A 24,420-nucleotide genomic window follows, 5' to 3' on the forward strand; every position below is an offset into this window, starting at 1 on the left:
CAACTAAAAGTCCATAATGGACAAATTAGTTTACTTTAGCCCGGAGCCGACCATGTCCAGTACGCCCTACGTGATCAACCAATCCCAGGCCCGCGAGCTGTTGGCGCAGGTGGACGTGCCGAAGATCCTGCGCAAACTGTTTCGCGACCTGGCCGCCGGGCAAGCCGTGCAACCAGCGCAGCAACTGGTGGAGTTTCCCCAGGGTGCCGGTGATTTCATCAACTACCTGGGCGTGTTGGCCGAAGACGGCGTCTACGGGGTCAAGACTTCGCCTTACATCGTCCGCGAGCAGGGCCCGCTGGTGACTGCATGGACCTTGTTGATGTCGATGCAGACCGGTCAACCGCTGCTACTGTGCGATGCCGGCGAGCTGACCACCGCTCGCACAGCCGCGACGACTGCCGTCGCCGTCGATGCCCTCGCCCCACTGCAAGCACAGCGCCTGGCGATTATCGGCAGCGGTAAAGTGGCTCAGGCACATCTGCATTACGTCAAGGATCTGCGCGAATGGCAGAGCATCAGCCTCTATTCGCCAGGCTTGAGCGAGCTGGATTCCGAGGCACTGGCACAGCTCAAAAACCTCGATCCACGCCTCACGCTTGTCGACAGTCGTGAAACCGCCATTCATGACGCCGATGTGATCATGCTCTGCACCTCGTCCGCAGGTCCGGTGATCGACCCGGCAAGCCTGAGCAAACCGGCGCTGATCACGTCCATCAGCACCAATGCGCCGCGCGCCCATGAAGTGCCGCCGCAGAGCCTCAATGACATGCATGTGTTCTGCGACTATCGCCTGACCACCCCGGGCTCGGCGGGTGAAATGCTGATCGCCGGCGAACAGCATGGCTGGGACAAACGCTCGATCATCGGCGACTTGCCCGATCTGCTCAGTGAAAAAGTGCAACGACCTGACTACGATCGCCACGTGTTCTTCCGCTCCATCGGCCTGGGCCTGGAAGACATCGCGCTGGCGAATGCCGTTTACCGCCTACAGTACTAACACCCCTAACCCCTGTGGGAGCGAGCTTGCTCGCGATAGCGGCCTGCCATTCAGCAATGATGTTGACTGAATCTCCGCCATCGCGAGCAAGCTCGCTCCCACAAGGGATCTCCAATATTTCGGCATTTACGCCCCACAGGAGACGTTCATGAGCCAGGCAGACTTCATCATCATCGGCGGCGGGATTGCCGGTGCTTCCACCGGTTTCTGGTTGTCGCAGCACGCCCGTGTGATTGTGCTCGAACGCGAATCCCATCCGGCCTATCACTCCACCGGACGCTCCGCCGCGCTGTATACCGCAGCCTATGGCACGCCGCAGGTGCGGGCGCTGACCCAGGCCAGTCGCGAGTTTTTCGACGCCCCGCCGAGCGGCTTCTGCGAACACCCGCTGCTGACCCCGCGCGGCGAAATGACCGTGGACTTCACCGGCGATCCGGCCGAACTGAACAACCAATATCTGAGTGCCAAAGCCACGGTGCCGGAGATGCAACTGCTCAACGCCGACGAAGCCTGCGCGCGCCTGCCGATCCTGAGCCGGGAAAAAGTCCACGGTGCCATTTACGACCCGACCGCCAGCGACATCGACACCGACGCCCTGCACCAGGGTTATCTGCGCGGCATCCGTCGCAACAAAGGCGAAGTCCACACCGACAGCGAAGTGCTGGGTCTGAGCCGTGATGCCGCAGGTCTGTGGCAGGTTCAAACCAACGGCGCGACCTTCAGCGCGCCGATTATCATCAATGCCGCAGGTGCGTGGGCCGACAAGATTGGTGAACTGGCCGGCGCCAAACCGTTGGGCCTGCAACCGAAACGGCGCGCGGCGTTCATCTTCGCCGGTCCCGAGGGCGTGGACATCCACCATTGGCCGATGCTGGTCAGCCTCGATGAATCCTTCTACATGAAACCCGACGCCGGGATGTTCCTCGGCTCGCCGGCCAATGCCGACCCGGTCGAACCCCACGACGTGCAGCCTGAAGAGCTGGACATCGCCATGGGCATCTATCAGATCGAAGAAGCCACCACATTGACCATCCGCCGCCCGACCCGCACCTGGGCCGGCCTGCGCAGCTTCGTCAGCGATGGCGATTTGATCAGTGGCTTCGATCCGCAAGTACCGGGGCTGTTCTGGGTCGCGGCCCAAGGCGGTTACGGCATCCAGACCTCACCGGCCATGGGCCAGGCCAGCGCGGCGCTGGTACGCGGCGAAGCCTTGCCCGAGCAGCTCGCTCGTTTCGGCCTGAATGCCCAGATGCTATCCCCCGCTCGCCTGGGCTGATTTCGTCCTCAGGTGACGTGTCGACATGATTACGGCACACTTCCAGCGCCCTTTTTATAGGGCGCTGACGCTGCCTGGAGCTCCACCCTTATGAACGCACCTGAAAAAGACCCGGCCCTGGACAACTACCGCGCGATCGCCGACGCCATCGCCACCTTGTTCTTTCCCCATGCCGAGGTGGTGCTGCACGACCTGCGCACGCAAAAGATCGACTATATCGCCAACAACCTGTCCAAGCGGGAAGTCGGCGATGACGCCGCGCTGGAAGACATGCTCAGCGACGACATCAGCGAACGAAACATCGGACCGTACGAGAAGCTCAATTGGGATGGTCAGAAGATTCGCAGTCTGAGCAGCGTGCTACGCGACAGCGAAGGTCATCCGCTGGCGGTGCTGTGCATCAATCTGAATATTTCGCTGTTCGAAAACGCGAAGGCGGCGCTGGATTTGTTCCTGTCGCCAAGCAAGCTGATCCCGCAACCAGACTCACTGTTTCGCGATGACTGGCAAGAGCGGATCAATACGTTCCTGCACGCCTGGCTGCGCGAACGTCAGCTGAGCCTGAACCTGCTGACACGCGACCACAAACGCGAACTGGTGCTGGCACTGCACGCCGAAGGGGCCTTCAAGGGGAAAAGCGCATCGAACTATGTGGCCAATGTGCTGAACATGGGGCGGGCGACTGTTTACAAGCATTTGAAGGAATTGAAGGGCTGAGATTTTTGTTCGCTGATCGGGCCCCATCGCGAGCAAGCTCGCTCCCACATTAGTCCTGCTACACCGGTCCATTGTGGGAGCGAGCTTGCTCGCGATAGCTATCGATCAGTCGCCGTAGATATCGGACTTGAAGTACTTCTCGGAAATCTTCTGGTATTCACCACTCGCGCGGATGCCATCGATGGCAGTGTTCAGCTCACTGACCAACTCGGTATTGCCCTTGCGCACCGCAATCCCGGCGCCCTCGCCCACATACTTCGGATCCTTGAGCTCCGGGCCGACAAAGGCATAGCCCTTGCCACGCGGCATCGACAGAAAGTCGCTCAATGGAATGGTGTCGGCAAAAATGGCGTCGAGACGACCCGCTGCCAGGTCCATGTAGATTTCTTCGTTGTTACCGTAGCGCTTGACGTTGATGCCCTTCGGTTCGAAAACCTCGGTCGCGTAACGGTCGGTGGTGGTTGCGCGCTGAACGCCTACAGTCTTGCCTTTGAGGCTGGCGTATTGGTCATCGACAACCGCGCCGTCCTTCATCACCAGGCGCGATGAAGTGAAGTAGTACTTGTGGGTGAAATCCACCGACTTCTTGCGGTCTTCGTTGATGGTCATGGACGACAGCGCCATGTCGATTTTCTTCACTTTCAGCGAAGGAATCAGGCCGTCGAACTCGCCTTCGACCCACACGCATTTGACCTTCATCTGCGCGCACAGCGCGTTACCGATGTCATAGTCGAAACCCACGATCTCGCCTTTGTCGGTTTTGGATGCGAATGGCGGATAGGCGGCTTCGATGCCGATGCGCAGGGTTTTGTCAGCGGCGAACACAGAGCTGCACGCCAACAGACTCAGCGCCAGACCGGTGATGAGGGGGAATTTCTTCATGTTCGTTCTCTCGCGGGTTGTTGTTGGTTTGGCAAGACAGAAGAAAGAGCAGAAACGGGAAACGCCTTTTTTGTACTTATAATTCCATACTGGACTTTTATGTATTGATCGTCAATCGGCTGAACAGGGTTGGGCCTGGCCGATGGTCGGGTGGGGAGTCAGGACGTTATTCGGTGATGCGGATGGCTTCATCGCGAGCAGGCTCACTCCCACAAGGGATCTTCGTCGGACACAACATTTGTGCTCCTGAAGATCAACTGTGGGAGCGAGCCTGCTCGCGATGACGTACTTGAGAACACTGAAGGTCTAATGCTTCCAACGATCCGCAGCCGCATGATCGCTGTCACGCCCTTCCACCCATCTCGGCCCCTCACGGGTGTTTTCTTTCTTCCAGAATGGCGCACGGGTTTTCAGGTAGTCCATGACAAAGGCGCAGGCATCGAACGCGGCCTGGCGGTGGGCGCTGGCGGCACCGACGAAGACGATCGGCTCGCCCGGCTCCAGGGCGCCGATCCGGTGCAGCACTTCAAGCTTGAGCAACGGCCAACGCTGCTCGGCCTCAAGGGCAATCTTGGCGAGGGCCTTTTCGGTCATGCCCGGGTAGTGCTCAAGGAACATCCCGGCCACGTCGAGCCCGTCATTGAAGTCGCGCACGTAACCGACAAAACTCACCACCGCGCCGACGCCGACATTGGCGGCGTGCATCGCATTGACTTCAGCACCCGGATCGAATGCCGTGGACTGCACGCGAATTGCCATGATCAGCCCCCGGTCACGGTCGGAAAGAACGCCACTTCATCACCGTCAGCCACCGGTTCATCGAGCTGGCAGAGGTCCTCGTTACGGGCGCACATCAGGTTCTGCTCGCTCAGCACATCGGCACCGTCACGCTGGGCCAGCAATGCGCGCACATCGTCGACCGTGGCGAAATCGCCTTCAACGTTCAACGAATCCACGCCGAGCGCTTCGCGGTAACGGGCAAAAAACTTCACGGTGAGGTTCATGGCTGATCCGCCTGAAAATGGCCGCTCTTGCCGCCGAGTTTTTCCAGCAGCCGCACGCTCTCGATGGTCATGCCCCGGTCGACGGCCTTGCACATGTCGTAGATCGTCAGCGCGGCGATGCTGGCAGCGGTCAGCGCTTCCATCTCGACGCCGGTCTGCCCGGACAACTTGCAGCGCGCGACGATGCGCACAGTGTCGTCGCCTTCGGCACTGAGCTCGACTTTGACGCCGGTCAGCATCAGGGGATGGCACAAGGGAATCAGATCGCTGGTTTTCTTCGCGGCCTGGATGCCGGCGATGCGCGCCACGGCGAACACATCGCCCTTGGGATGACCGCCGCTGACGATCATTTGCAGGGTTGCGGGCAACATGCGCACCAGCGCTTGGGCCGTAGCTTCACGGAACGTCACGGCTTTTTCAGTGACGTCGACCATGTTGGCGCGACCTTGGGAATCGAGATGAGTCAGCACTAGGCCTCCTTGAGGCAGCAGCAAGCGGCAAGCAACAAGCGGCAAGTTAAAAGCGCGTTAGCTGCGGGTATGGAATGAAGCATTTAAGCAGCCAAAAGCCGCAGGCTTCAAGCGCTAAGTGAGGTTCACTTGGTTCGCTTGAAACTTGCGGCTTACAGCTTAAAGCTTGCAGCTCAGAGGTGTGACTCTGCGTATTCGGCCAGAATCGAACGAGGCACCCCTTGCAGGGTGATGTGGACACCGTTGGGGAAGTCTTTGAAGCGTTCGGTCAGGTACGTCAGCCCGGAACTGGTCGCGGACAAGTAAGGGGTGTCGATTTGCGCCAGGTTGCCCAGGCACACCACTTTAGAGCCGGCGCCAGCACGGGTGATGATGGTTTTCATCTGGTGCGGCGTCAGGTTCTGGCATTCATCGATCAAAATCAGGCTTTGCTGGAAGCTGCGACCTCGAATGTAGTTGAGGGATTTGAACTGCAACGGCACTTTGCTGAGGATGTAATCGACGCTGCCATGGGTGTTTTCATCATCCATGTGCAAGGCTTCGAGGTTATCGGTGATGGCGCCGAGCCAAGGCTCCATTTTTTCCGCTTCGGTGCCGGGCAGGAAACCGATCTCCTGGTCCAGGCCCTGCACGCTACGGGTCGCGATGATCCGCCGGTAGCGCTTGCTGACCATGGTCTGCTCAATCGCCGCCGCCAGGGCCAGGATGGTTTTACCGGAACCTGCTGCGCCGGTCAGGTTGACCAGGTGGATATCCGGATCCAGCAAGGCATACAGCGCCAGGCTTTGATAGATGTCACGCGGTTTCAGACCCCAGGCTTCCTGGTGCAACAGGGGTTCCTGATGCAGGTCGAGAATCAGCAGGCGGTCTTCCTCGATCTCCTTGATCCAGCCGACAAACCCCTGTTCGTCGATGATGAATTCATTGACATGCACGGCCGGCAGGTTGTCGATCAGTTGCACCTGATGCCAGGTGCGACCGTGGTCCTGACGGGTTTCAACATTCTTCACGCGATCCCAGAACGAGCCGTCCATGGTGTGGTAACCATTGGGCAGCAGCGATACGTCATCGACCAATTGGTCGGTGCTGTAATCCTCGGCCGCGATCCCGCACGCCCGGGCCTTGAGGCGCATGTTGATGTCTTTGGTGACCAGCACCACGGGCAGCTTGGGTTCGCGCGCGTGCAGGTCAATCAACTGGTTGATGATGATGTTGTCGTTCAGGTGTTCCGGAAGAATGATGTTTGGCTCGGCACGCTTGCTCATCAGAATTGACAGCAAACCCTTGGGCCCACTTTTTCCACGCTGGATCGGCACACCCAGTTCGACGTCTTCAGGGCTGGCATCGCCCAGCGTCTTGTCGATCAGGCGAATCGCCTGACGGCATTCCGCAGCCACGCTGTGATGCCCGCTCTTGAGCTTGTCCAGCTCTTCAAGCACGGTCATCGGGATGGCAACGTGGTGTTCTTCGAAGTTAAGCAGGGCGTTTGGATCGTGAATCAATACGTTGGTATCGAGTACATAAAGGATTGGCTGGTTGGAGGAAGAACTACGTCCGTGATCATCCATACTCGGTCACCTTTGTGGGAGCCATTCGACGCAATACCTTGACAGTGCTGCGCCTCGAAGTGACTGCCGAATTCACCTGCGAGGACTCAAGTGAACTGCACACAAATGGGGGTCTTGGAAGACGCCACCTGTCTGCAGGTTTCGGCGGTCTGTCTTCGTAATACTCCAAAACCCATGACAGAAAAAAGTACTTTGACGTTTTTTTGAAGTTTATTTTTCAGAGTGACCAATAGCACTAGGCGGATGGCCATCACCCCGTTAAAGTCGGAAGTCCGCCTGCACCGAAATCCTCTGCAAAATTCCCCCTCCCAACCGTCACCCTCAATGATTACGGGCTTTTTCGCGTTCAGCGAAAGGCGTCCTGACAGTCCTCCCAACCGATCCCGCTTTGCGCCGTTTGCGTGATGAGCCAGGGCATCGCCGTTTTCACCGCATCCTGCTTCACATTGAAATTAATCACGCCGTGTCGCCACAACAGCATCAGCGTCAACACGCGTTGCGCGCTCGCGCTGCCCTTGAGCTTGCCAGCGCCGTCCTGGGCATCGATGTCCCATAGGGCCACCTGCAAGCCCTGAGCCTTGAAGAAGCTTTCCGCGTCAGAGCGTCGCTGTCCGTCGGGTGGGCGGAACAGCGGCACATAGTTTTCCGGCAGCTTGCTTTTAACCAGTTCGACGCTGCGACGCACGGAATCCTGCCAGTCCTGCCAATGGCTGTGGGAGCGAAACTCCCAACCTTGCACACCGATGCACTGCGTGGAGTACGTCGCTTGCAGACTGGCCACCGAGCGCTCGGCCAGACGCGCCTGAATATCCTTGCCCAGCACGAAGAACGTGCCGCTCATGTTCGCCTTGCGCAGGTATTGCGCGACCCAGTCGGTATTGTCCGGGGTGGCATTGGCTGCACTGTCGAACGTCAGCAAAAACAGGCGGTCATGCATCTCGTCGCCGTTGCGCTCATAGTCGCCAAAACGATCGACTTCGCTGCTGACCTGTGGGAACAGCGCGGCCTTGCGCAACTGTTCGTCAAGGTACTGGGCATGGAACAACCGGCTCGGCTCGGACCACTTGATGTAATAGCTGTCATCGCTGACCTGAAATTTCGCCGCTTGCTGGCGCAGGGTGTCCATGTCTTCGACCAGGAAACAGAACGAGGCATCCTGATCGCAGCTGCGCTGGGCGAAGTTGTAGTTGGCGAGCAGGCGCTGCCACAGGCGCTCGCGCAGGTTATTGACCGATTCGAGGTTGATCTTGCGCAACCCCAGGCGCTGGGCCAGGGCGGGCTCATCCATCGATTCGCTGGCCAGCAGTACGCGCGCAAACATGAGGATCTCAGCCCGCGAAGCGACATCGAACAGCGTCGGGTTATTGAGCTGTTCAGGCCAGGTACTGCGATCAAGTGTCGCCACGTCGCCCGGTGCGGCCATGGCGCCGAAACTCAACAGCCAGGCCGAGAATAGAAAAACGATACGCAATGGGATGTCTCCATAACAAAACCCGCGCCGCACTATAGCTGATCCGGCCCACATTCCCGCAGCAGCACCGAACACCTGTGGGAGCGAGCTTGCTCGCGATTGCGGCGTATCAGGCGACATCGATATTGAGGGTGCCGCCGTCATCGCGAGCAAGCTCGCTCCCACAAGGTTCGTCGATGGCCACCGATCACCTATGGACGTGATAGCTGGAGTCAACCGGCCCAACCCCCTAGAATCGCCCCCACGATTAAAGGAGACGACTTCATGCTGATGGTGATTTCCCCCGCCAAGACCCTCGATTACGAAACACCGCCGGCCACCCAGCGTTTCACCCAGCCGCAATACCTCGATCACTCCCAGGAGCTGATTCTGCAACTGCGCGACCTGACGCCCGCACAGATCAGCGAGTTGATGCACGTCTCCGACAAGATCGGTGGGCTCAACGCAGCGCGTTTCGGCAGTTGGACCCCGGCCTTCACCCCGGACAACGCCAAACAGGCATTGCTGGCCTTCAAGGGTGATGTTTACACCGGGTTGAACGCCCAAACCTTCAGCGAAGCCGATTTCGATTACGCGCAACAGCATTTGCGCATGCTGTCCGGCCTCTACGGCCTGCTGCGCCCGCTGGACCTGATGCAACCTTACCGCCTGGAAATGGGCACCAAACTGGCGAATGCCCGTGGCAAGGACTTGTATGCGTTCTGGGGCACGCGGATCAGCGAATGGCTGAACGAAGCCTTGGTCGATCAGGGCGATAACGTGCTGCTCAACCTGGCCTCCAACGAGTACTTCTCGGCGGTCAAGCGCAGCGCCCTGAACGCGCGCATCGTCAATACCGAGTTCAAGGACTGGAAGAACGGCCAATACAAGATCATCAGCTTCTATGCGAAGAAGGCGCGCGGCATGATGAGCCGTTTCGTTATAGAAGAGCGGATCAACGATCCGGCAGACCTGAAAGAGTTTGATATTGAAGGTTATCGGTACAGCGCCGAACAGTCTAAACCGGACAATCTGGTATTCCTGCGCAACCACACTTCCGAGTAAGCAACTTGATCGGTGTGCGACTTACAAAACAGTCGCACACCGATGCTTGATCGTCTAACAATCTCCCGCCTATTCGTCGACCCCTTGACGCCAAAAAAACAACACTTCTATTTCTAACTTTTGTTTCACTCGACTTCCATGATTTTTTTCAGTAGTGGCACTGAAAATTTTTTTCAGTGGTGGCACAAAACTACTAATCCGGGAAATAGCCAATATATAAAGGGCCAAACCGACAGTGCTATCAGTGTGAAAGCAGTGCCATCTTCTTCAATATTTCAAGAAATTTCAGAAATCGCGATGGGCGGACAGGAACTATGTCCAAATGCGTAGCTCATACCACCGGTACAGATTATCTCAATGCGTGTACGAGATAACTTACACAGAGAAGATATCTACCTAGCAAAGTTGTCACATTAACTTCTGCAGGCTGATCTCTGATTTGAGCAACCTATTTAAGGACAGGAGATACGCCTATGACTATCCCCTTTCAAGGCCAAGGTGAGCCCCTATAAACGTGCTCGCCTGAGCACTCAAACGCTTGATCTACGGGCCTCACAGCCTGGCATTGAGCGCGCAAGACCTTTGCATATTGTCTTCTGACTGGAAGACTGCTGCATAACAGGGCACATCAGAATAATAAGGCCTAGTTGCGCACATTTTGAGTGCTCTTATTTAGACACTCGGAACTTTGTATGCCTGCACGCGGCATTGTGGCGCCTATAAGCCGCACTTGCGCGTGCACTATGACCGCTGAACACCATTAACTCCGGCCATGTAATGGCTTGATAAAACACTGAGGTAATTGCGATGCGCATCAGCATATTTGGTTTGGGTTACGTCGGCGCAGTCTGTGCCGGTTGCCTGTCTGCACGGGGCCATGACGTCATTGGCGTCGATGTTGCCAAAGACAAAATCGATATGATCAACGCTGGCAAATCGCCAATCGTTGAACCGGGTCTGGGCGAACTTCTGCAGAAGGGTATCGCGACAGGCAAACTGCGTGGCACGACCAACTTCGCCGAAGCGATTCGTGACACCGACCTGTCGATGATCTGCGTCGGTACGCCGAGCAAGAAGAACGGCGACCTGGAACTGAACTACATCGAAGCCGTGTGCCGCGAGATCGGTTTTGTCCTGCGTGACAAGACCACCCGCCACACCATCGTGGTTCGCAGCACCGTTCTGCCGGGCACTGTCGCAAACGTTGTCATCCCGATCCTCGAAGACTGCTCCGGCAAGAAAGCCGGTGTTGATTTCGGCGTTGCCGTGAACCCTGAGTTCCTGCGTGAAAGCACCGCGATCGCCGACTACGACCTGCCGCCAATGACCGTTATCGGCGAGTTCGACAAAGCGTCGGGCGACGTTCTGCAATCGCTGTACGAAGAGCTCGACGCACCGATCATCCGCAAGGACATCGCTGTCGCCGAGATGATCAAGTACACCTGCAACGTGTGGCACGCCACCAAGGTGACCTTCGCCAACGAGATCGGCAACATCGCCAAGGCGTGTGGCGTCGACGGTCGCGAAGTGATGGAAGTGGTCTGCCAGGACAAAACACTGAACCTGTCGCAGTACTACATGCGCCCAGGCTTCGCGTTCGGCGGCTCGTGCCTGCCGAAAGATGTGCGTGCCCTGACCTACCGCGCCGGTGCCCTGGACGTGGAATCGCCGCTGCTCAACTCGCTGATGCGCAGTAACGAGTCCCAGGTGCAGAACGCCTTCGACATCGTTTCCAGCCACGACAAACGCAAAGTCGCCCTGCTCGGCTTGAGCTTCAAGGCCGGCACCGATGACCTGCGCGAAAGCCCGCTGGTCGATCTGGCGGAAATGCTGATCGGCAAGGGTTACGACCTGAGCATCTACGACAGCAACGTCGAATACGCCCGTGTCCACGGCGCGAACAAAGATTACATCGAGTCGAAGATCCCTCACGTCTCGTCCTTGCTCAACTCGGACTTCGACGACGTCATCGCCAACTCCGACGTGATCATCCTTGGTAACCGTGACGAGAAATTCCGCGCCCTGGCGCAGGAAGCTCCAGCCGGCAAGCAAGTGGTCGACCTGGTCGGTTTCATGTCCAAAGCCACCAGCGTGAGTGGCCGGACTGAAGGCATCTGCTGGTAACAAGCGGCATCGGGAGGGTTTGCGGCGCTCGACGAGACTGCAAACCCTCCCGGCTTTTTCGCCTGCCTTAACCCCATCGGGCCACCCCACAGGCTCGCCCGAGATAGAGACGGATGCAGATTATGCACAGGCTAAAGCACGGCCTACTTCAGGCCGCCGGTTGGCTGTTTTACCTAAGTTTACTGATGGGCATCGCCATGGTGTTGCCTACGTCCACGTTCGACTCCGAGTCGAAGGACTTTATCTTCCTGATCGGCTTCATCGGGATCTGGCGTTACTCGATGGGTGCCACGCACTTTCTGCGCGGGATGCTGTTTCTGTACGTGGTTTACCCGCACCTGCGGCGCAAAGTGCGCAAGCTGGGCGCAGCGGCAAACCCGTCTCATGTCTATTTGATGGTGACCAGTTTTCGCATCGACGCGCTGACCACGGCGCAGGTGTACAGCTCGGTGATCCGCGAAGCGATTGACTGCGGTCTGCCCGCCACCATGGTTTGCTCCATCGTTGAAATGTCCGATGAGCTGTTGGTGAAAAGCCTTTGGGCCCGGATGAATCCACCGGATCGGGTCAAGCTCGATTTCGTGCGCATTCCCGGCACCGGCAAACGCGATGGCCTGGCCTACGGTTTCCGCGCCATCTCCCGCCACTTGCCGGACGACCGCGCTGTAGTGGCCGTGATCGATGGCGACACCGTGCTCGCCCCGGGCGTCGTACTCAAGACCGTGCCGTGGTTCCAGCTGTTTGGCAACGTCGGCGGCCTGACCACCAACGAGTTCTGCGAAGTGCGCGGCGGCTACGTCATGGCTGAATGGCACAAACTGCGATTTGCCCAGCGCCACATCAACATGTGCTCGATGGCCTTGTCCAAGCGCGTACTGACCATGACCGGCCGGATGTCTGTGTTTCGCGCGACGGTCGTTACCAACCCGGACTTCATCGCCGACGTGGAAAGCGACTCGCTGCAACATTGGCGCCTGGGTCGCTTCAAGTTCCTGACCGGTGACGACAAGTCGAGCTGGTTCAGCCTGATGCGTCTGGGTTACGACACGTTCTACGTGCCCGACGCCGCGATCCACACCGTGGAACACCCGCCGGAAAAAAGCTTCATCAAGGCCAGCCGCAAACTGATGTTCCGCTGGTACGGCAACAACTTGCGCCAGAACGCCCGTGCCCTGGGCCTGGGGGTTAAACGCCTCGGTTTGTTCACCTCGGTAGTGCTGTTCGATCAGCGCGTTTCGATGTGGACTTCATTGCTGGGCCTGACGGTGGCGATCATTGCCAGCTTCAAGTACGGCACCGCGTTCATCCTCGTTTACCTGCTATGGATCGGCATTACTCGCCTGATCCTGACCGTGCTGCTGTCATTGTCCGGTCACCGGATCGGCCCGGCCTACCCGGTCATTCTCTATTACAACCAGATCGTCGGCGCGATGGTGAAGATCTACGTGTTCTTCCGCCTCGACCGACAGTCCTGGAGTCGCCAGCCCACTTCCCTGACCCGTGATCTCGCCAGCTTTCAAGGTTGGTTCAACACTTGGTCGTCTCGGACCATGACCTTCTCCGCCGGCAGCATTTTTGTTGCCGTGCTGCTGATGATGGTCTGACCGAACTCGCCTGAATTAACTAGGAAATCGCCCATATGAATACCGCCGTCAACGCCAACGTAGTGCATGAGTCAGAAGCCCAGCGCCAACACGCCCGAGTGAAAATTCCGGCCAAGCTGCGCTTCTTCGGTCCCGATCGGACGCCGATGGAAGCTCGAGTGCTCGACCTCTCCGCGGGTGGCCTGTCCTTCAACGCCGGTCAACTGCCGCTGAAAATCGGCGACGTGTACAAGGCACGCCTGCAATTTGTCATCGATAACCTCGGCCTGGCCATGGACGTGGAGCTGCAAGTGCGCTCCCTCGACCGCCCTACCGGTCGTGTCGGTTGCCAGTTCCAGAACCTTGAACCGCAAGACATCTCCACCCTGCGTCACCTGATCACCTCGCACCTGGCCGGCGACATCGTCAGCATGGGTGAAGTGCTGGCGACCCTGCAGCGCGACAACTTCACCAAGGCGCGCAAGATGAAGGACGGCGGCCATGGCATGACCGCGTTCGGTCGTCTGCGTGCAGTGACCTTCAGCCTGGCGATTTTCCTCGTCGGTCTGGCGGCGTTCGGTTTCATCTTCAAGTCGGTGTACGGCATGTACTTCGTCAGCCACGCACAGGCAGGCCTTGTCAGCGTGCAGGGCATGAACATCACCATGCCGCGTGACGGCACCGTGCAAAGCCTGATCAAAGCGGACGGCGTCGCCGCCAAAGGCGCGCCACTGGCGACCTTCAGCACCAGCATGCTCGACGTACTCAAGGGCCATCTTGACGAAGACCAGCTGCAACCGGCCAAGGTTGAAGAGCTGTTCGGCAAGCAAATGACCGGCACCCTGACCTCGCCGTGCGATTGCACCGTGGCGCAACAGATGGTCGCCAACGGTCAGTACGCCAGCAAAGGCGACGTGATCTTCCAACTGGTGCCGCGCAACAGCGAAGCCAACGTAGAAGCCCGCTTCTCCTATCGCCAGTTCGCCGACGTGCTGCCAGGCAGCTCGGTGCGCTTCCAGATTGCCGGCGAGAACAAATCCCGCACCGGCAAGATCGTCAGCAGCACCAGCCTGAAAAGCGCCGACCTGTCGTCCGACATTCGCGTCCTGATTCAGCCTGACGAGCCACTGGACAGCAAATTTGCCGGTCGCCCGGTTGAAGTGAACAGCGATCGTGGCCCGAACCTGAACTGGTTGATCGACAAAGCCATGGCTTCCGGTCTTTAAGTAGAGGACATGCCCGTGACTAGCCCACTCAGAATCCTGCCGGTCCCGCTGACACTGGCCATGGCAATTGCCTTGGCCGGTTGCGCCGGCCTGCCCGACCAGCGTCTGGCCAATGAAGCCCTCAAGCGCGGCGACACCGCGCTGGCGCAGCAGAACTACAAGCAACTGGCAGACCTGGGCTATAGCGAAGCACAGGTTGGCCTCGCCGATATCCAGGTCGACAGCCATGACCCGGCGCAGATCAAGCAGGCCGAGGCGACTTATCGCGCCGCGGCCGATGTCTCGCCGCGCGCCCAGGCTCGCCTCGGCCGTCTGCTGGTGGCCAAACCCGGTTCCACCGAAGCCGAACAGCACGAAGCCGAAGGCCTGTTGAAAAAAGCCGCGGCCAATGGCGAAGGCAATACGTTGATTCCGCTGGCCATGCTGTACCTGCAATACCCACACAGTTTCCCGAACGTCAACGCACAAAAACAGATCAGCCAATGGCGCGCCGAAGGCAAGCCGGAAGCGGGTCTGGCTCAAGTGCTGCTCTATCGCACCCAAGGCACTTACGACCAGCATCTGGACGAAGTCGAAACCATCTGCAAAGCCGCGTTGAACACCACTGACATCTGCTACGTCGAACTGGCCACCGTTTACCAGAAACAAGCCAAGCCAGAGAAGCAAGCAGAGCTGATCAAGCAGATGCAAGCGGCTCACGCCCGTGGCACCGTTTCCGCCCAGCGCGTCGACAGCGTCGCTCGCGTGCTCGGCGATGCAACCCTGGGCAAGACCGACGAGAAAACCGCTCAGTCGCTGCTCGAAGGCATCGCTCCGGGCTACCCCGCTTCCTGGGTCAGTCTCGCGCAATTGCTTTACGACTTCCCTGAACTGGGCGACGTCGACACGATGATGAAATACCTGAACAACGGCCGCGCGGCCGACCAGCCGCGTGCCGAATTGCTGCTCGGCAAGTTGTATTACGAAGGCAAATGGGTCCCGGCCGACGCCAAAGTCGCCGAAGAACATTTCCAGAAAGCCGTCGGCAAAGAAGTGGCCGCCGATTACTACCTCGGCCAGATCTACCGTCGTGGTTACCTGGGCAAGGTGTATTCGCAAAAAGCGCTGGACCACCTGCTCAAGGCTGCGCGTAACGGCCAGAACAGTGCCGATTTCGCCATTGCCCAATTGTTCTCCCAAGGCCGAGGCACCAAGCCTAACCCGCTTAACGCCTATGTCTTCAGCCAATTGGCCAAGGCTCAGGACACCCCGCAAGCCACCGAGCTTGCAACAACACTTGAAGCCCAACTGCCGCCTGCCCAGCTCGCCGAGGCCCAACGCCTGTTGAAACAAGAACAGGCCGTTCGTGGTTCCTTGAGTCCGAACACGCTGGAAATGCATGCCCTGCAAGAAGAAGACGGCGAGGAATCCCTATGAAGTTGAATCCATTCATGAAGGCCGGCATCGGCCTCACATTCGCGCTGATCTGGTCTTGCCCGACACTGGCCGCGATCACTGAGACCAAAAACTACGGCCTCGACGTGAAAGTTACCGGCCAGTCCGAAGCCGACAGCGACCTCGGCACCCAAAGCGGCGGCGACGTCAACGGCGTCGGCCTCGACCTGCGTCCATGGATCTATGGCGAGAGCGGCGCGTGGAGCGCCTACGCCATGGGCCAGGCCGTGACCGCCACCGACATCATCGAGACGGACACCTTGCAAGGGACCGCCAGCGACGGCACCACGCCGACCACCAGCGATGATCGCAAGACCAAGAAAAACTACCTGGCGATGCGTGAGTTCTGGGTCGGCTACAGCGGCCTCACGCCGTATCCCGGCGAGATCCTCAAGTTCGGTCGTCAACGCCTGCACAACGCCGACGGCCAATGGCGCGACACTAACATCGAAGCGCTGAACTGGACCTTCGACACCACCCTGTTGCGCGCCAACGCCGGTGTCGCCGAACGCTTCAGCGAGTACCGCACCGACCTCACGGAACTGGCCCCCAAAGACAAGGATCGCCTGCACGTCTACGCCGATGCGGAGTATCAGTGGACACCGGGTAACTGGGTCGGCATTCGCGGTCATCACACTCACGATGACGGCAAGCTCGACTACCCGCAGCCGGGCGTCCCCACCGATTCGCTGGACAAGAAACAGAACGGTGATATCAGCTGGCTCGGCCTCACCGCTGACAGTGACGCCTACAACTGGCGCAACACCAACACTGTCAATTACTGGGGCAGCATCACCGGCATGAGCGGCGATACCGATACGGTCAATCCGCTGAACGCCAACGGCACGCCTCCGACCGAAGCCAAACGCGGTCAAGACCTCAATGGCTGGGCCACGGATGTCGGCGTGCGTCTGCGCCTCGATCCGCAATGGCAAGTCGGTGCCGCCTATGCCCGCGCCAGCGCCGAGTACGAACAGAACGGCCTGGAAAGCAACCGCTCGAACTACACCGGTACCCGCTCACGGGTTCACCGTTTCGGCGAAGCCTTCCGTGGCGAGATGCAGAACATGCAGACCGCAACCCTGTTTGGTTCGTGGATGCTCAACGACGAATACGACGCCAGCTTGATCTACCACAAATTCTGGCGCGTCGACGGCAACAAGCCGGTTGGCAGCAACGGCATCAATGCGGTCGAGGACAACACCGACCCTACCGGCGCGATTCTTTCCACCACGTCCCTGCCGCTGAACGATGGCGAAAAAGACCTCGGTCAGGAGATGGACCTGGTCGTCACCAAGTACTTCAAGCAAGGCCTGCTGCCTGCCGCGTTGAGCCAGTCGATCGATGAGCCGTCGGCCCTCGTGCGCTTCCGTGGCGGCGTGTTCAAGCCGGGCGATGCCTATGGCAAAGAAGTCGATTCCTACATGCACCGCGCATTCATCGACGTGATCTGGCGCTTCTGATGCAAACCGCGAAGGGAGTGCCCGACATGAACAGTGCAAAGCGAGGTTCGCTAACGCTACTGGCCGGCGCAATGCTGCTGGCCAGCGCCGCAGCCTTCGCCACCGTTGAACCGGTGGTGAAACCGGCCACAACGGCCAAAGGTCTGCAACAGGCCAGGAACTACACCGTCAGCAGCGCGCCAACCGCGCCGCTGGAGCTGGCCAAACCGACACTGCCGGACACTTCCGGCTACACCGCCGAAGCGATCGCCAAAAAAATCGTGCGCACCAAGGCCGGCAAGATCAGCGTGCGCCGGATGATGCAGGAAGACACCCTGAAGGACTTCATCGGTGGCGACAACAAGATGGCCGAGTGGGTGGTGCGTCAGCACGGCATCCCGCAGGCGATCTTTATCGACGACGGCTACATGAACCTCAAGGACCTGACGAAGAAGCTGCCTAAACAGTACTTCAGCGAAACGTCACCGGGCGTGTTCCTGGCGAAATTGCCGATCGTGGTTGGCCGTCACGGCATCCTCGAAATCGACAAACAGACCCAGGAATTGCGCCTGTCGCAAGAGTCCGGTTCGTTCCTGGTCAACGACGGCCAGCTGTTTGTGCGCGACACCAAAATCACTGGCTGGCGCGAGAAGGACAATGGTCCGGCGACGTTCAATTCGCCCAAGGAATTCCGTCCGTTCCTGCTGTCCTGGGGCGGCACCGAGACCTACATCGCCAACAGCAAGATCGCCAGTTTCGGTTACGCCAACAGTAAGTCCTACGGCGTGAGTATTTCCCAGTACACGCCGAACATGGCCAAGGTGCTCAAGCGTCCCGAGCCGACTGGCTGGATCGTCGGTTCCGAGTTCTCGGACATGTGGTACGGCTTCTACTGCTACGAAACCCGCGACTTCGTGGTCAAGGGCAACACCTACAAGGACAACATCGTCTACGGCATTGACCCGCATGACCGTTCCCACGGCCTGATCATTGCCGACAACACGGTGTACGGCACGAAGAAGAAGCACGGGATCATCATTTCCCGTGAGGTCAACGACAGCTTCATCTTCAACAACCGCAGCTACGACAACCATCTCTCCGGCCTGGTGATCGACCGTAACAGCGTCAACAACCTGATCGCCTACAACGAGATCTACAAGAACCACACAGACGGCATCACCCTCTACGAGAGTGCCGACAATCTGCTGTACGGCAACAAGGTGATCAGCAACCGTCGCCACGGCATCCGGGTTCGTAACAGCGTGAATATCCGCCTCTACGAAAACCTGTCGATGGCCAACGGCCTGACCGGCGTCTACGGCCACATCAAAGACCTGAGCGACACCGACCGCAACATCAAGCTCGATCCGTTCGACGCCCAGGTGTCGCTGATCGTGGTCGGCGGCGAACTGGCCGGTAACGGCAGTGGCCCGCTGTCCATCGACTCGCCGCTGAGCGTCGAGTTGTATCGCGTGTCCATGCTCGCACCGACCAAAACCAGCGGCATCAGCTTCAGCGGGATTCTCGGCGAGCGTCAGGATGAAATTCTCGACCTGCTGGTGCGCCAGCAGAAAGCCGTGCTGATCGACCCTGTCGAACGCCAGACTGAAATGCGGGACTGAGGATAATTTTATGCACCCACACTTGATCAAATTACTCAGCCTGTCGGCCCTGACTGCCGGCATTCTCGCGGCCAGCGGCGGTGTTCGCGCCGACGACGCCCAGGCACCGAAATTCAGCGCCGAACCGTGCTGCAACCTTTGCCCTGAAGCTCACGACGCGAAGAACTACACCACGCGTTACCAGCAGAACTTCACCACGCTGGTGCAGGCGCAGGGCGATTGGTTGTTCCGTACGCAAGAAGACTTGCGCACCGAATTCGACACCTCCCCCGCTGGCTACAAACGCATGAAAGAACTGCACGATGCGTTCAAGAGCAAAGGCGTGGAGCTCGTTGTTGTTTATCAACCCACTCGTGGCTTGGTGAACCGCAATAAACTGAACCCGGAAGAAAAAGCCAAATACGATTTCGACAAGGCGCTGAAAAACTACAAGACCATGCTGGGGCGTTTCGCCGCCATGGGTTACGTGGTGCCGGATCTGTCGCCGCTGACCAACGAGTCGCTGCCTGACACCCTGCCTGCCCACGACTTCTACTTCCGCGGCGACCAGCACTGGACGCCGTATGGCGCTCAACGCACGGCAAAAATCGTCGGCGAGAAAATCAAGCAAATGCCTGAATTTGCGGGCATTCCAAAACGCGAATTCGAGAGCCACAGGTCGGGTCGCATGGGCAAGACCGGAACGTTACACAACATGGCCGGTCAACTCTGTGGCACTAGCTACGCGGTCCAGTACATGGATCAATTCACCACCGAGCCAAAGGGTGAAGCAGCGGATGGCGACCTGTTCGGAGACTCCGGCAATCCGGAGATCACCCTGGTCGGCACCAGCCACAGTGGCAAGAACTACAACTTCGCCGGTTTCCTTGAAGAGGCCATCGGCGCCGACATCCTCAACGTGGCGTTCCCCGGCGGTGGCCTGGAAGGTTCGATGCTGCAGTACCTGGGCAGCGAAGAGTTTCAGACCAAGCCACCGAAGATTCTGATCTGGGAATTCTCGCCGCTCTATCGCCTCGACCAGGAAACCATCTACCGCCAGATGATGTCGCTGCTGGACAACGGTTGCGAAGGAAAGGATGCACAGATGACCGCCAGCACCACATTGAAACCAGGCAAGAACGAATTGTTGGTGAACAGCACGAACCTGAACCTGCAAAACAGTGGTCACCAGGTCGATATCCGTTTCGCCGATACATCGGTGAAAAAGCTGCAAGCCACCCTCTGGTACATGAACGGTCGCCACGAGGACATCAAGATCGAAAAACCGGAAACCTCCGACACCGACGGGCGTTTCGCCTTTGAGTTGCGCACGGACGATGACTGGGCCTCGCAGAATCTGCTGGCCATCGAAGTCCAGGGTCCTGAAGCAGGTACCGCGCCACAGAAAGTCGAAACGAAAATCTGCAAACGCAACGTGTTCCCTGGCACTGGGCAGCGTACCGCTCAGGTTGGGCAATGAGGTCCATATGCAAACCCGAACTTTGAAAAAATTACTCGCGCCGTCCCTGCTGACGCTGGCGATGTTTGCCGGCGCCACTCAGGCCGCCGCGCCGCTGCGTCCGCCACAGGGTTACTTCGCGCCGATTGAAAAAGTCAAAACCGGCGACAAGAGCGACGGCTGTGATGCCATGCCGACGCCGTACACCGGCTCGCTGCAATTTCGCAGCAAGTACGAAGGCTCCGACAAGGCCCGTTCGACCCTGAACGAGGTCTCGGAAAAAGCCTTCCGCGACAGCACCGCCGACATCACCAAACTGGAGCGCGGCACCAGCAAGCGCGTGATGCAGTTCATGCGTGACGGTCGTCCGGAACAGCTCGAATGCACCCTGAACTGGTTGACGTCCTGGGCCAAGGCCGACGCGTTGATGTCCAAGGACTTCAACCACACCGGCAAATCCATGCGCAAGTGGGCGTTGGGTAGCATGGCGTCTGCGTACATTCGCCTGAAGTTCTCCGACTCGCATCCGTTGGAGACTCATCAGCAAGAGTCGCAGTTGATTGAGGCCTGGTTCAGCAAAATGGCTGATCAAGTGGTCAGCGACTGGGACAACCTGCCGCTGGAACAAACCAACAATCACTCGTACTGGGCTGCCTGGTCGGTGATGGCAACTTCGGTCGCCACCAACCGCCGCGACCTGTTCGACTGGGCTGTGAAGGAATACAAGGTCGGCGCCAATCAAGTCGACGCCCAGGGTTTCCTGCCCAACGAACTCAAGCGCCAGCAACGCGCCCTCGCCTACCACAACTACGCCTTGCCGCCGCTGGCGATGATCGCCAGTTTCGCCCAGGTCAACGGTGTGGACTTGCGTCAGGAAAACAACGGCGCATTGAAACGCTTGGGTGATCAAGTGCTGGCCGGGGTTAAAGACCCGGAGATCTTCGAGAAGAAGAACGGCAAGGAACAGGACATGACCGATCTCAAGATCGACTCGAAATTTGCCTGGCTCGAACCGTTCTGCACGCTCTACACCTGCCCGGCCGATGTGCTGGAACAGAAGCACAAGATGCAGCCGTTCAAGACCTTCCGCCTCGGCGGTGACCTGACCAAGGTCTTCGACCCGGCCAACGAAAAAGGCAACAAGGGCAGTTGAACCGCCGGTGATCATTCCCACGCTCTGCGTGGGAATGCCGCCCGTGACGCTCCGCGTCACATGCCGAAGCGGACGCAGAGCGTCCAGTGAGGCATTCCCACGCAGAGCGTGGGAACGATCATGTATCCCCCGGATTTCGGTGGGGGGTTTGGGGGGGCTGCGGCCCTTGACTGTTGGTTAAACACGGAGAGACCGGGATGGTATTTTCATCCAACGTATTCCTGTTTTTGTTCTTGCCGATCTTTCTCGGCTTGTACTATCTGAGCGGAATACGCTATCGCAACCTGCTGCTGCTGATCGCCAGCTATGTGTTCTATGCCTGGTGGCGCGTGGACTTCCTTGCGCTGTTCGCCGCCGTCACGCTGTGGAACTACTGGATCGGCCTCAAAGTCGGTGCCGCGGGCGTTCGGACCAAACCGGCCCAACGCTGGCTGCTGCTCGGCGTGGCAGTCGACTTGTGCATCCTGGGCTACTTCAAGTACGCCAACTTTGGCGTCGACAGCATCAACGCGATGATGACTTCGGTCGGTCTGTCGCCGTTCATCCTGACCCACGTGCTGTTGCCGATCGGGATCTCGTTCTACATCTTCGAGTCCATCAGCTACATCATCGACGTTTACCGTGGCGATACCCCGGCCACTCGCAACCTGATCGACTTTGCTGCCTTCGTGGCGATCTTCCCGCACCTGATCGCCGGCCCGGTCTTGCGTTTTCGCGACCTCGCCGACCAGTTCAACAACCGCACCCACACCCTCGACAAGTTCTCCGAGGGCTGCACGCGGTTCATGCAGGGTTTCATCAAGAAGGTCTTCATCGCCGACACCCTCGCGGTGGTGGCTGACCATTGCTTCGCGTTGCAACACCCGACCACTGGCGATGCCTGGCTCGGCGCGCTGGCTTACACCGCGCAGCTGTATTTCGACTTCTCCGGTTACAGCGACATGGCCATCGGCCTGGGCTTGATGATGGGTTTCCGCTTCATGGAAAACTTCAAGCAGCCGTACATCAGCCAGTCGATCACCGAGTTCTGGCGTCGCTGGCACATCAGCCTGTCCACCTGGTTGCGTGACTACCTGTACATCACGCTGGGCGGCAATCGCAAAGGCACGCTGATGACCTATCGCAACCTGTTCCTGACCATGCTGCTCGGTGGTCTGTGGCACGGCGCGAACATCACCTACATCGTCTGGGGTGCGTGGCACGGCATGTGGCTGGCGATCGAGAAGGCCCTTGGCCTGAACACTTCGCCGCGCAGCATCAACCCGATCCGCTGGGCGCTGACGTTCCTGCTCGTGGTGATGGGCTGGGTGATCTTCCGCTCGGAAAACCTGCACGTTGCCGGTCGCATGTACGGCGCAATGTTCAGCTTCGGCGAATGGTCGCTGTCGGAACTCAACCAGGCCAGCCTCACCGGCCTGCAAGTCGCAACCCTGGTGGTGGCGTACGTGACCCTGGCGTTCTTCGGCATCCGTGATTTCTACACCAATCGGCCGCCAGAGAAGACCAAACCTGTTGTGAACGTCGAGGCCGATGGCCCGGCCACCGCGACACCTGGAATGATCAAAGCGGCACCGGGCGAGAACCCGGCGAGCATCCACGAGCCTGGCTACACCGTCGGTGTTGAAGCGACTGTGCAACCGGCCTACTGGACCGCGGACTGGTCACGCTACGTGATGCGCACGCTGGTACTGGTGCTGTTCATCGCTTCGATTTTCAAACTCTCGGCGCAAAGCTTCTCGCCGTTCCTTTACTTCCAGTTCTGAGGGATCTGACCATGACCCGCTCATTACGCATCCTCTACATCGCCCTGTTCCTGCTGATTCTGCTGGTGCTGGGCGTGTGGTCCACGCGCAGCTTCTTCGGCTTCAATACGTCGGCCGAAACCACAGTGCTCAACGGTCGCTGGACCAAAGCCGTCGAGACTCACTACGACGCCGAATTCCCGATCAAGCGTCTTGGCACCAACCTCTGGGCCGCACTGGATTTCAAACTGTTCAACGAAGGTCGTCCGGGTGTTGTGCTCGGCCGCGATCAGTGGTTGTACAGCGATGAAGAATTCAACCCGATCGTCAACGAAGAGTTGAACCTGCAAGGCAACTACGCACTCGTAGAAGGCGTGCGCCAGGAACTGAAAGCCAAGGGCGTGAAACTGGTGATGGCGATTGTGCCAGCCAAGACTCGCCTGTACCCGGAACACCTGGGTGAAGTGAAGCCTTCGAGCATTCACGCCAACCTCTATGAAGACTTCCACGCTCGCGTGGCAGCCGACAAGATCCTGGCGCCCGACCTCTATGGCCCGATGCTCAAGGCCAAGCTGGACGGTCAGCAAGTGTTCCTGCGCACCGACACCCACTGGACCCCGCAAGGCGCGCAAATCGCCGCCGAGGCGCTGGCCAAAACGATTACCGAAAAAGCCCCGCTCAGCGGTGAGCCGCAAGACTTCGTGACGACACCTGCGGAGAACGTGACACACAAGGGCGACCTGCGCTTGTTCCTGCCACTGGACCCGTTGTTCGAAAACATGATGCCGGCGCAAGAACCGCTGCAAAAGCGCAACACCGTTGCGGTTGATGCTCAGCCTGCCGGCGACGACGCGTTGTTTGCCAACACCGACGTGCCGGTGGCCCTGATCGGCACCAGCTACAGCGCCAACCCTAACTGGAACTTCGTCGGTGCGCTGAAACAAGCGCTGCACAGCGACGTGGTCAATTACGCCGAAGACGGCCACGGCCCGATTCTGCCGATGCTCAGCTATCTGAAAAGCGACGCTTTCAAGAACAGCCCGCCTCAGGTGCTGATCTGGGAGTTTCCTGAACGTTATCTGCCTGTGAACAACGAAATTGGTGACGCCGACCCGCAGTGGGTCGCAGAGCTCAAAGAAGCTGGCGTTCGCCAACAAAACGTAGCTGCAAACACTAAATCCGAGACGCCCGACCGGGCGCAAAACTGAAAGAGAGAGGTACTAC

Annotated in this window: 20 protein-coding genes; 14 read left to right on the forward strand and 6 right to left on the reverse strand. The window is 58.7% G+C overall.

All coding sequences use genetic code 11. The annotated features are described in order from the left end of the window. The first annotated feature begins 52 nt into the window (after positions 1-52). From HNR03_RS07410 to HNR03_RS07420, 3 genes are all read left to right on the forward strand, one after another. A complete protein-coding gene (locus HNR03_RS07410) occupies positions 53-1,000 on the forward strand; it encodes an ornithine cyclodeaminase family protein (RefSeq protein WP_259152017.1) in 948 nt (315 codons plus the stop codon). A 148-nt stretch (positions 1,001-1,148) separates the two neighbouring features. Then, positions 1,149-2,276 carry an FAD-binding oxidoreductase gene (locus HNR03_RS07415; RefSeq protein WP_259152019.1) on the forward strand — a complete coding sequence of 376 codons (1,128 nt, stop codon included), beginning with the start codon at positions 1,149-1,151 and terminating at the stop codon, positions 2,274-2,276. A 90-nt stretch (positions 2,277-2,366) separates the two neighbouring features. Further along, positions 2,367-2,993 (forward strand): transcriptional regulator, encoded by a 627-nt coding sequence (locus HNR03_RS07420; protein ID WP_222589873.1) that lies wholly within the window; start codon positions 2,367-2,369, stop codon positions 2,991-2,993. Between the two features lie 105 nt (positions 2,994-3,098). Here HNR03_RS07420 and HNR03_RS07425 read toward each other — a convergent pair whose 3' ends face one another. The 6 genes from HNR03_RS07425 to HNR03_RS07450 form a co-directional block, all read right to left on the reverse strand. Then, positions 3,099-3,875 (reverse strand): ABC transporter substrate-binding protein, encoded by a 777-nt coding sequence (locus HNR03_RS07425; RefSeq protein WP_222589872.1) that lies wholly within the window; start codon positions 3,873-3,875, stop codon positions 3,099-3,101. A 306-nt stretch (positions 3,876-4,181) separates the two neighbouring features. Continuing rightward, complete coding sequence (moaE, locus tag HNR03_RS07430) at positions 4,182-4,634, reverse strand: molybdopterin synthase catalytic subunit MoaE (RefSeq protein WP_259152022.1); 453 nt, start codon at positions 4,632-4,634, stop codon at positions 4,182-4,184. A 2-nt stretch (positions 4,635-4,636) separates the two neighbouring features. Then, positions 4,637-4,879: a molybdopterin converting factor subunit 1 gene (moaD, locus tag HNR03_RS07435; protein ID WP_259152023.1), complete on the reverse strand. Its 243-nt coding sequence runs from the start codon at positions 4,877-4,879 to the stop codon at positions 4,637-4,639. Next, entirely contained in the window at positions 4,876-5,349 is a 474-nt protein-coding gene (gene moaC / locus HNR03_RS07440) for a cyclic pyranopterin monophosphate synthase MoaC (protein ID WP_259152024.1), read from the reverse strand. The genes moaD and moaC overlap by 4 nt, the downstream gene beginning before the upstream one ends. Positions 5,350-5,522: 173 nt before the next feature. Continuing rightward, a complete protein-coding gene (locus tag HNR03_RS07445; protein WP_222589868.1) occupies positions 5,523-6,917 on the reverse strand; it encodes a PhoH family protein in 1,395 nt (464 codons plus the stop codon). 346 nt (positions 6,918-7,263) lie between these two features. Beyond that, positions 7,264-8,388, reverse strand: coding sequence for a polysaccharide deacetylase family protein (locus HNR03_RS07450; protein WP_259152025.1), 1,125 nt, complete (start codon positions 8,386-8,388; stop codon positions 7,264-7,266). A 264-nt stretch (positions 8,389-8,652) separates the two neighbouring features. On the opposite strand from HNR03_RS07450, the gene yaaA reads away from it, so the two are divergent. The 11 genes from yaaA (at position 8,653) to HNR03_RS07505 (ending at position 24,404) form a co-directional block, all read left to right on the forward strand. Continuing rightward, positions 8,653-9,432 (forward strand): peroxide stress protein YaaA, encoded by a 780-nt coding sequence (yaaA, locus tag HNR03_RS07455; protein WP_259152027.1) that lies wholly within the window; start codon positions 8,653-8,655, stop codon positions 9,430-9,432. Between the two features lie 807 nt (positions 9,433-10,239). After that, a complete protein-coding gene (locus HNR03_RS07460) occupies positions 10,240-11,556 on the forward strand; it encodes a nucleotide sugar dehydrogenase (protein WP_222589865.1) in 1,317 nt (438 codons plus the stop codon). Positions 11,557-11,678: 122 nt separating this feature from the next. Next, positions 11,679-13,160, forward strand: coding sequence for a mannuronan synthase (gene alg8 / locus HNR03_RS07465; RefSeq protein ID WP_405046040.1), 1,482 nt, complete (start codon positions 11,679-11,681; stop codon positions 13,158-13,160). A 35-nt stretch (positions 13,161-13,195) separates the two neighbouring features. Then, positions 13,196-14,365, forward strand: a complete 1,170-nt coding sequence (locus HNR03_RS07470; RefSeq protein ID WP_259152030.1) for an alginate biosynthesis protein Alg44 — start codon at positions 13,196-13,198, stop codon at positions 14,363-14,365. Positions 14,366-14,374: 9 nt separating this feature from the next. Next, entirely contained in the window at positions 14,375-15,781 is a 1,407-nt protein-coding gene (algK, locus tag HNR03_RS07475) for an alginate biosynthesis TPR repeat lipoprotein AlgK (protein WP_259152031.1), read from the forward strand. Further along, entirely contained in the window at positions 15,778-17,262 is a 1,485-nt protein-coding gene (locus HNR03_RS07480) for an alginate export family protein (RefSeq protein ID WP_259152032.1), read from the forward strand. Before algK ends, HNR03_RS07480 begins: the two co-directional genes overlap by 4 nt. 26 nt (positions 17,263-17,288) lie before the next feature. After that, positions 17,289-18,863, forward strand: a complete 1,575-nt coding sequence (algG, locus tag HNR03_RS07485) for a mannuronan 5-epimerase AlgG (protein ID WP_259152033.1) — start codon at positions 17,289-17,291, stop codon at positions 18,861-18,863. A gap of 10 nt (positions 18,864-18,873) precedes the next feature. Beyond that, positions 18,874-20,322 carry an alginate O-acetyltransferase gene (locus tag HNR03_RS07490; protein ID WP_259152035.1) on the forward strand — a complete coding sequence of 483 codons (1,449 nt, stop codon included), beginning with the start codon at positions 18,874-18,876 and terminating at the stop codon, positions 20,320-20,322. Positions 20,323-20,329: 7 nt separating this feature from the next. Continuing rightward, positions 20,330-21,454, forward strand: a complete 1,125-nt coding sequence (locus HNR03_RS07495) for a mannuronate-specific alginate lyase (RefSeq protein ID WP_259152036.1) — start codon at positions 20,330-20,332, stop codon at positions 21,452-21,454. A gap of 197 nt (positions 21,455-21,651) precedes the next feature. After that, complete coding sequence (locus HNR03_RS07500; protein ID WP_090188182.1) at positions 21,652-23,217, forward strand: MBOAT family protein; 1,566 nt, start codon at positions 21,652-21,654, stop codon at positions 23,215-23,217. An 11-nt stretch (positions 23,218-23,228) separates the two neighbouring features. Continuing rightward, complete coding sequence (locus HNR03_RS07505) at positions 23,229-24,404, forward strand: alginate O-acetyltransferase (protein ID WP_222589859.1); 1,176 nt, start codon at positions 23,229-23,231, stop codon at positions 24,402-24,404. The last annotated feature ends 16 nt before the right edge of the window (positions 24,405-24,420 follow it).

Origin of the sequence: Pseudomonas sp. JAI111, from assembly GCF_024809425.1 — a bacterium.
Classification (GTDB): Bacteria; Pseudomonadota; Gammaproteobacteria; order Pseudomonadales; family Pseudomonadaceae; genus Aquipseudomonas.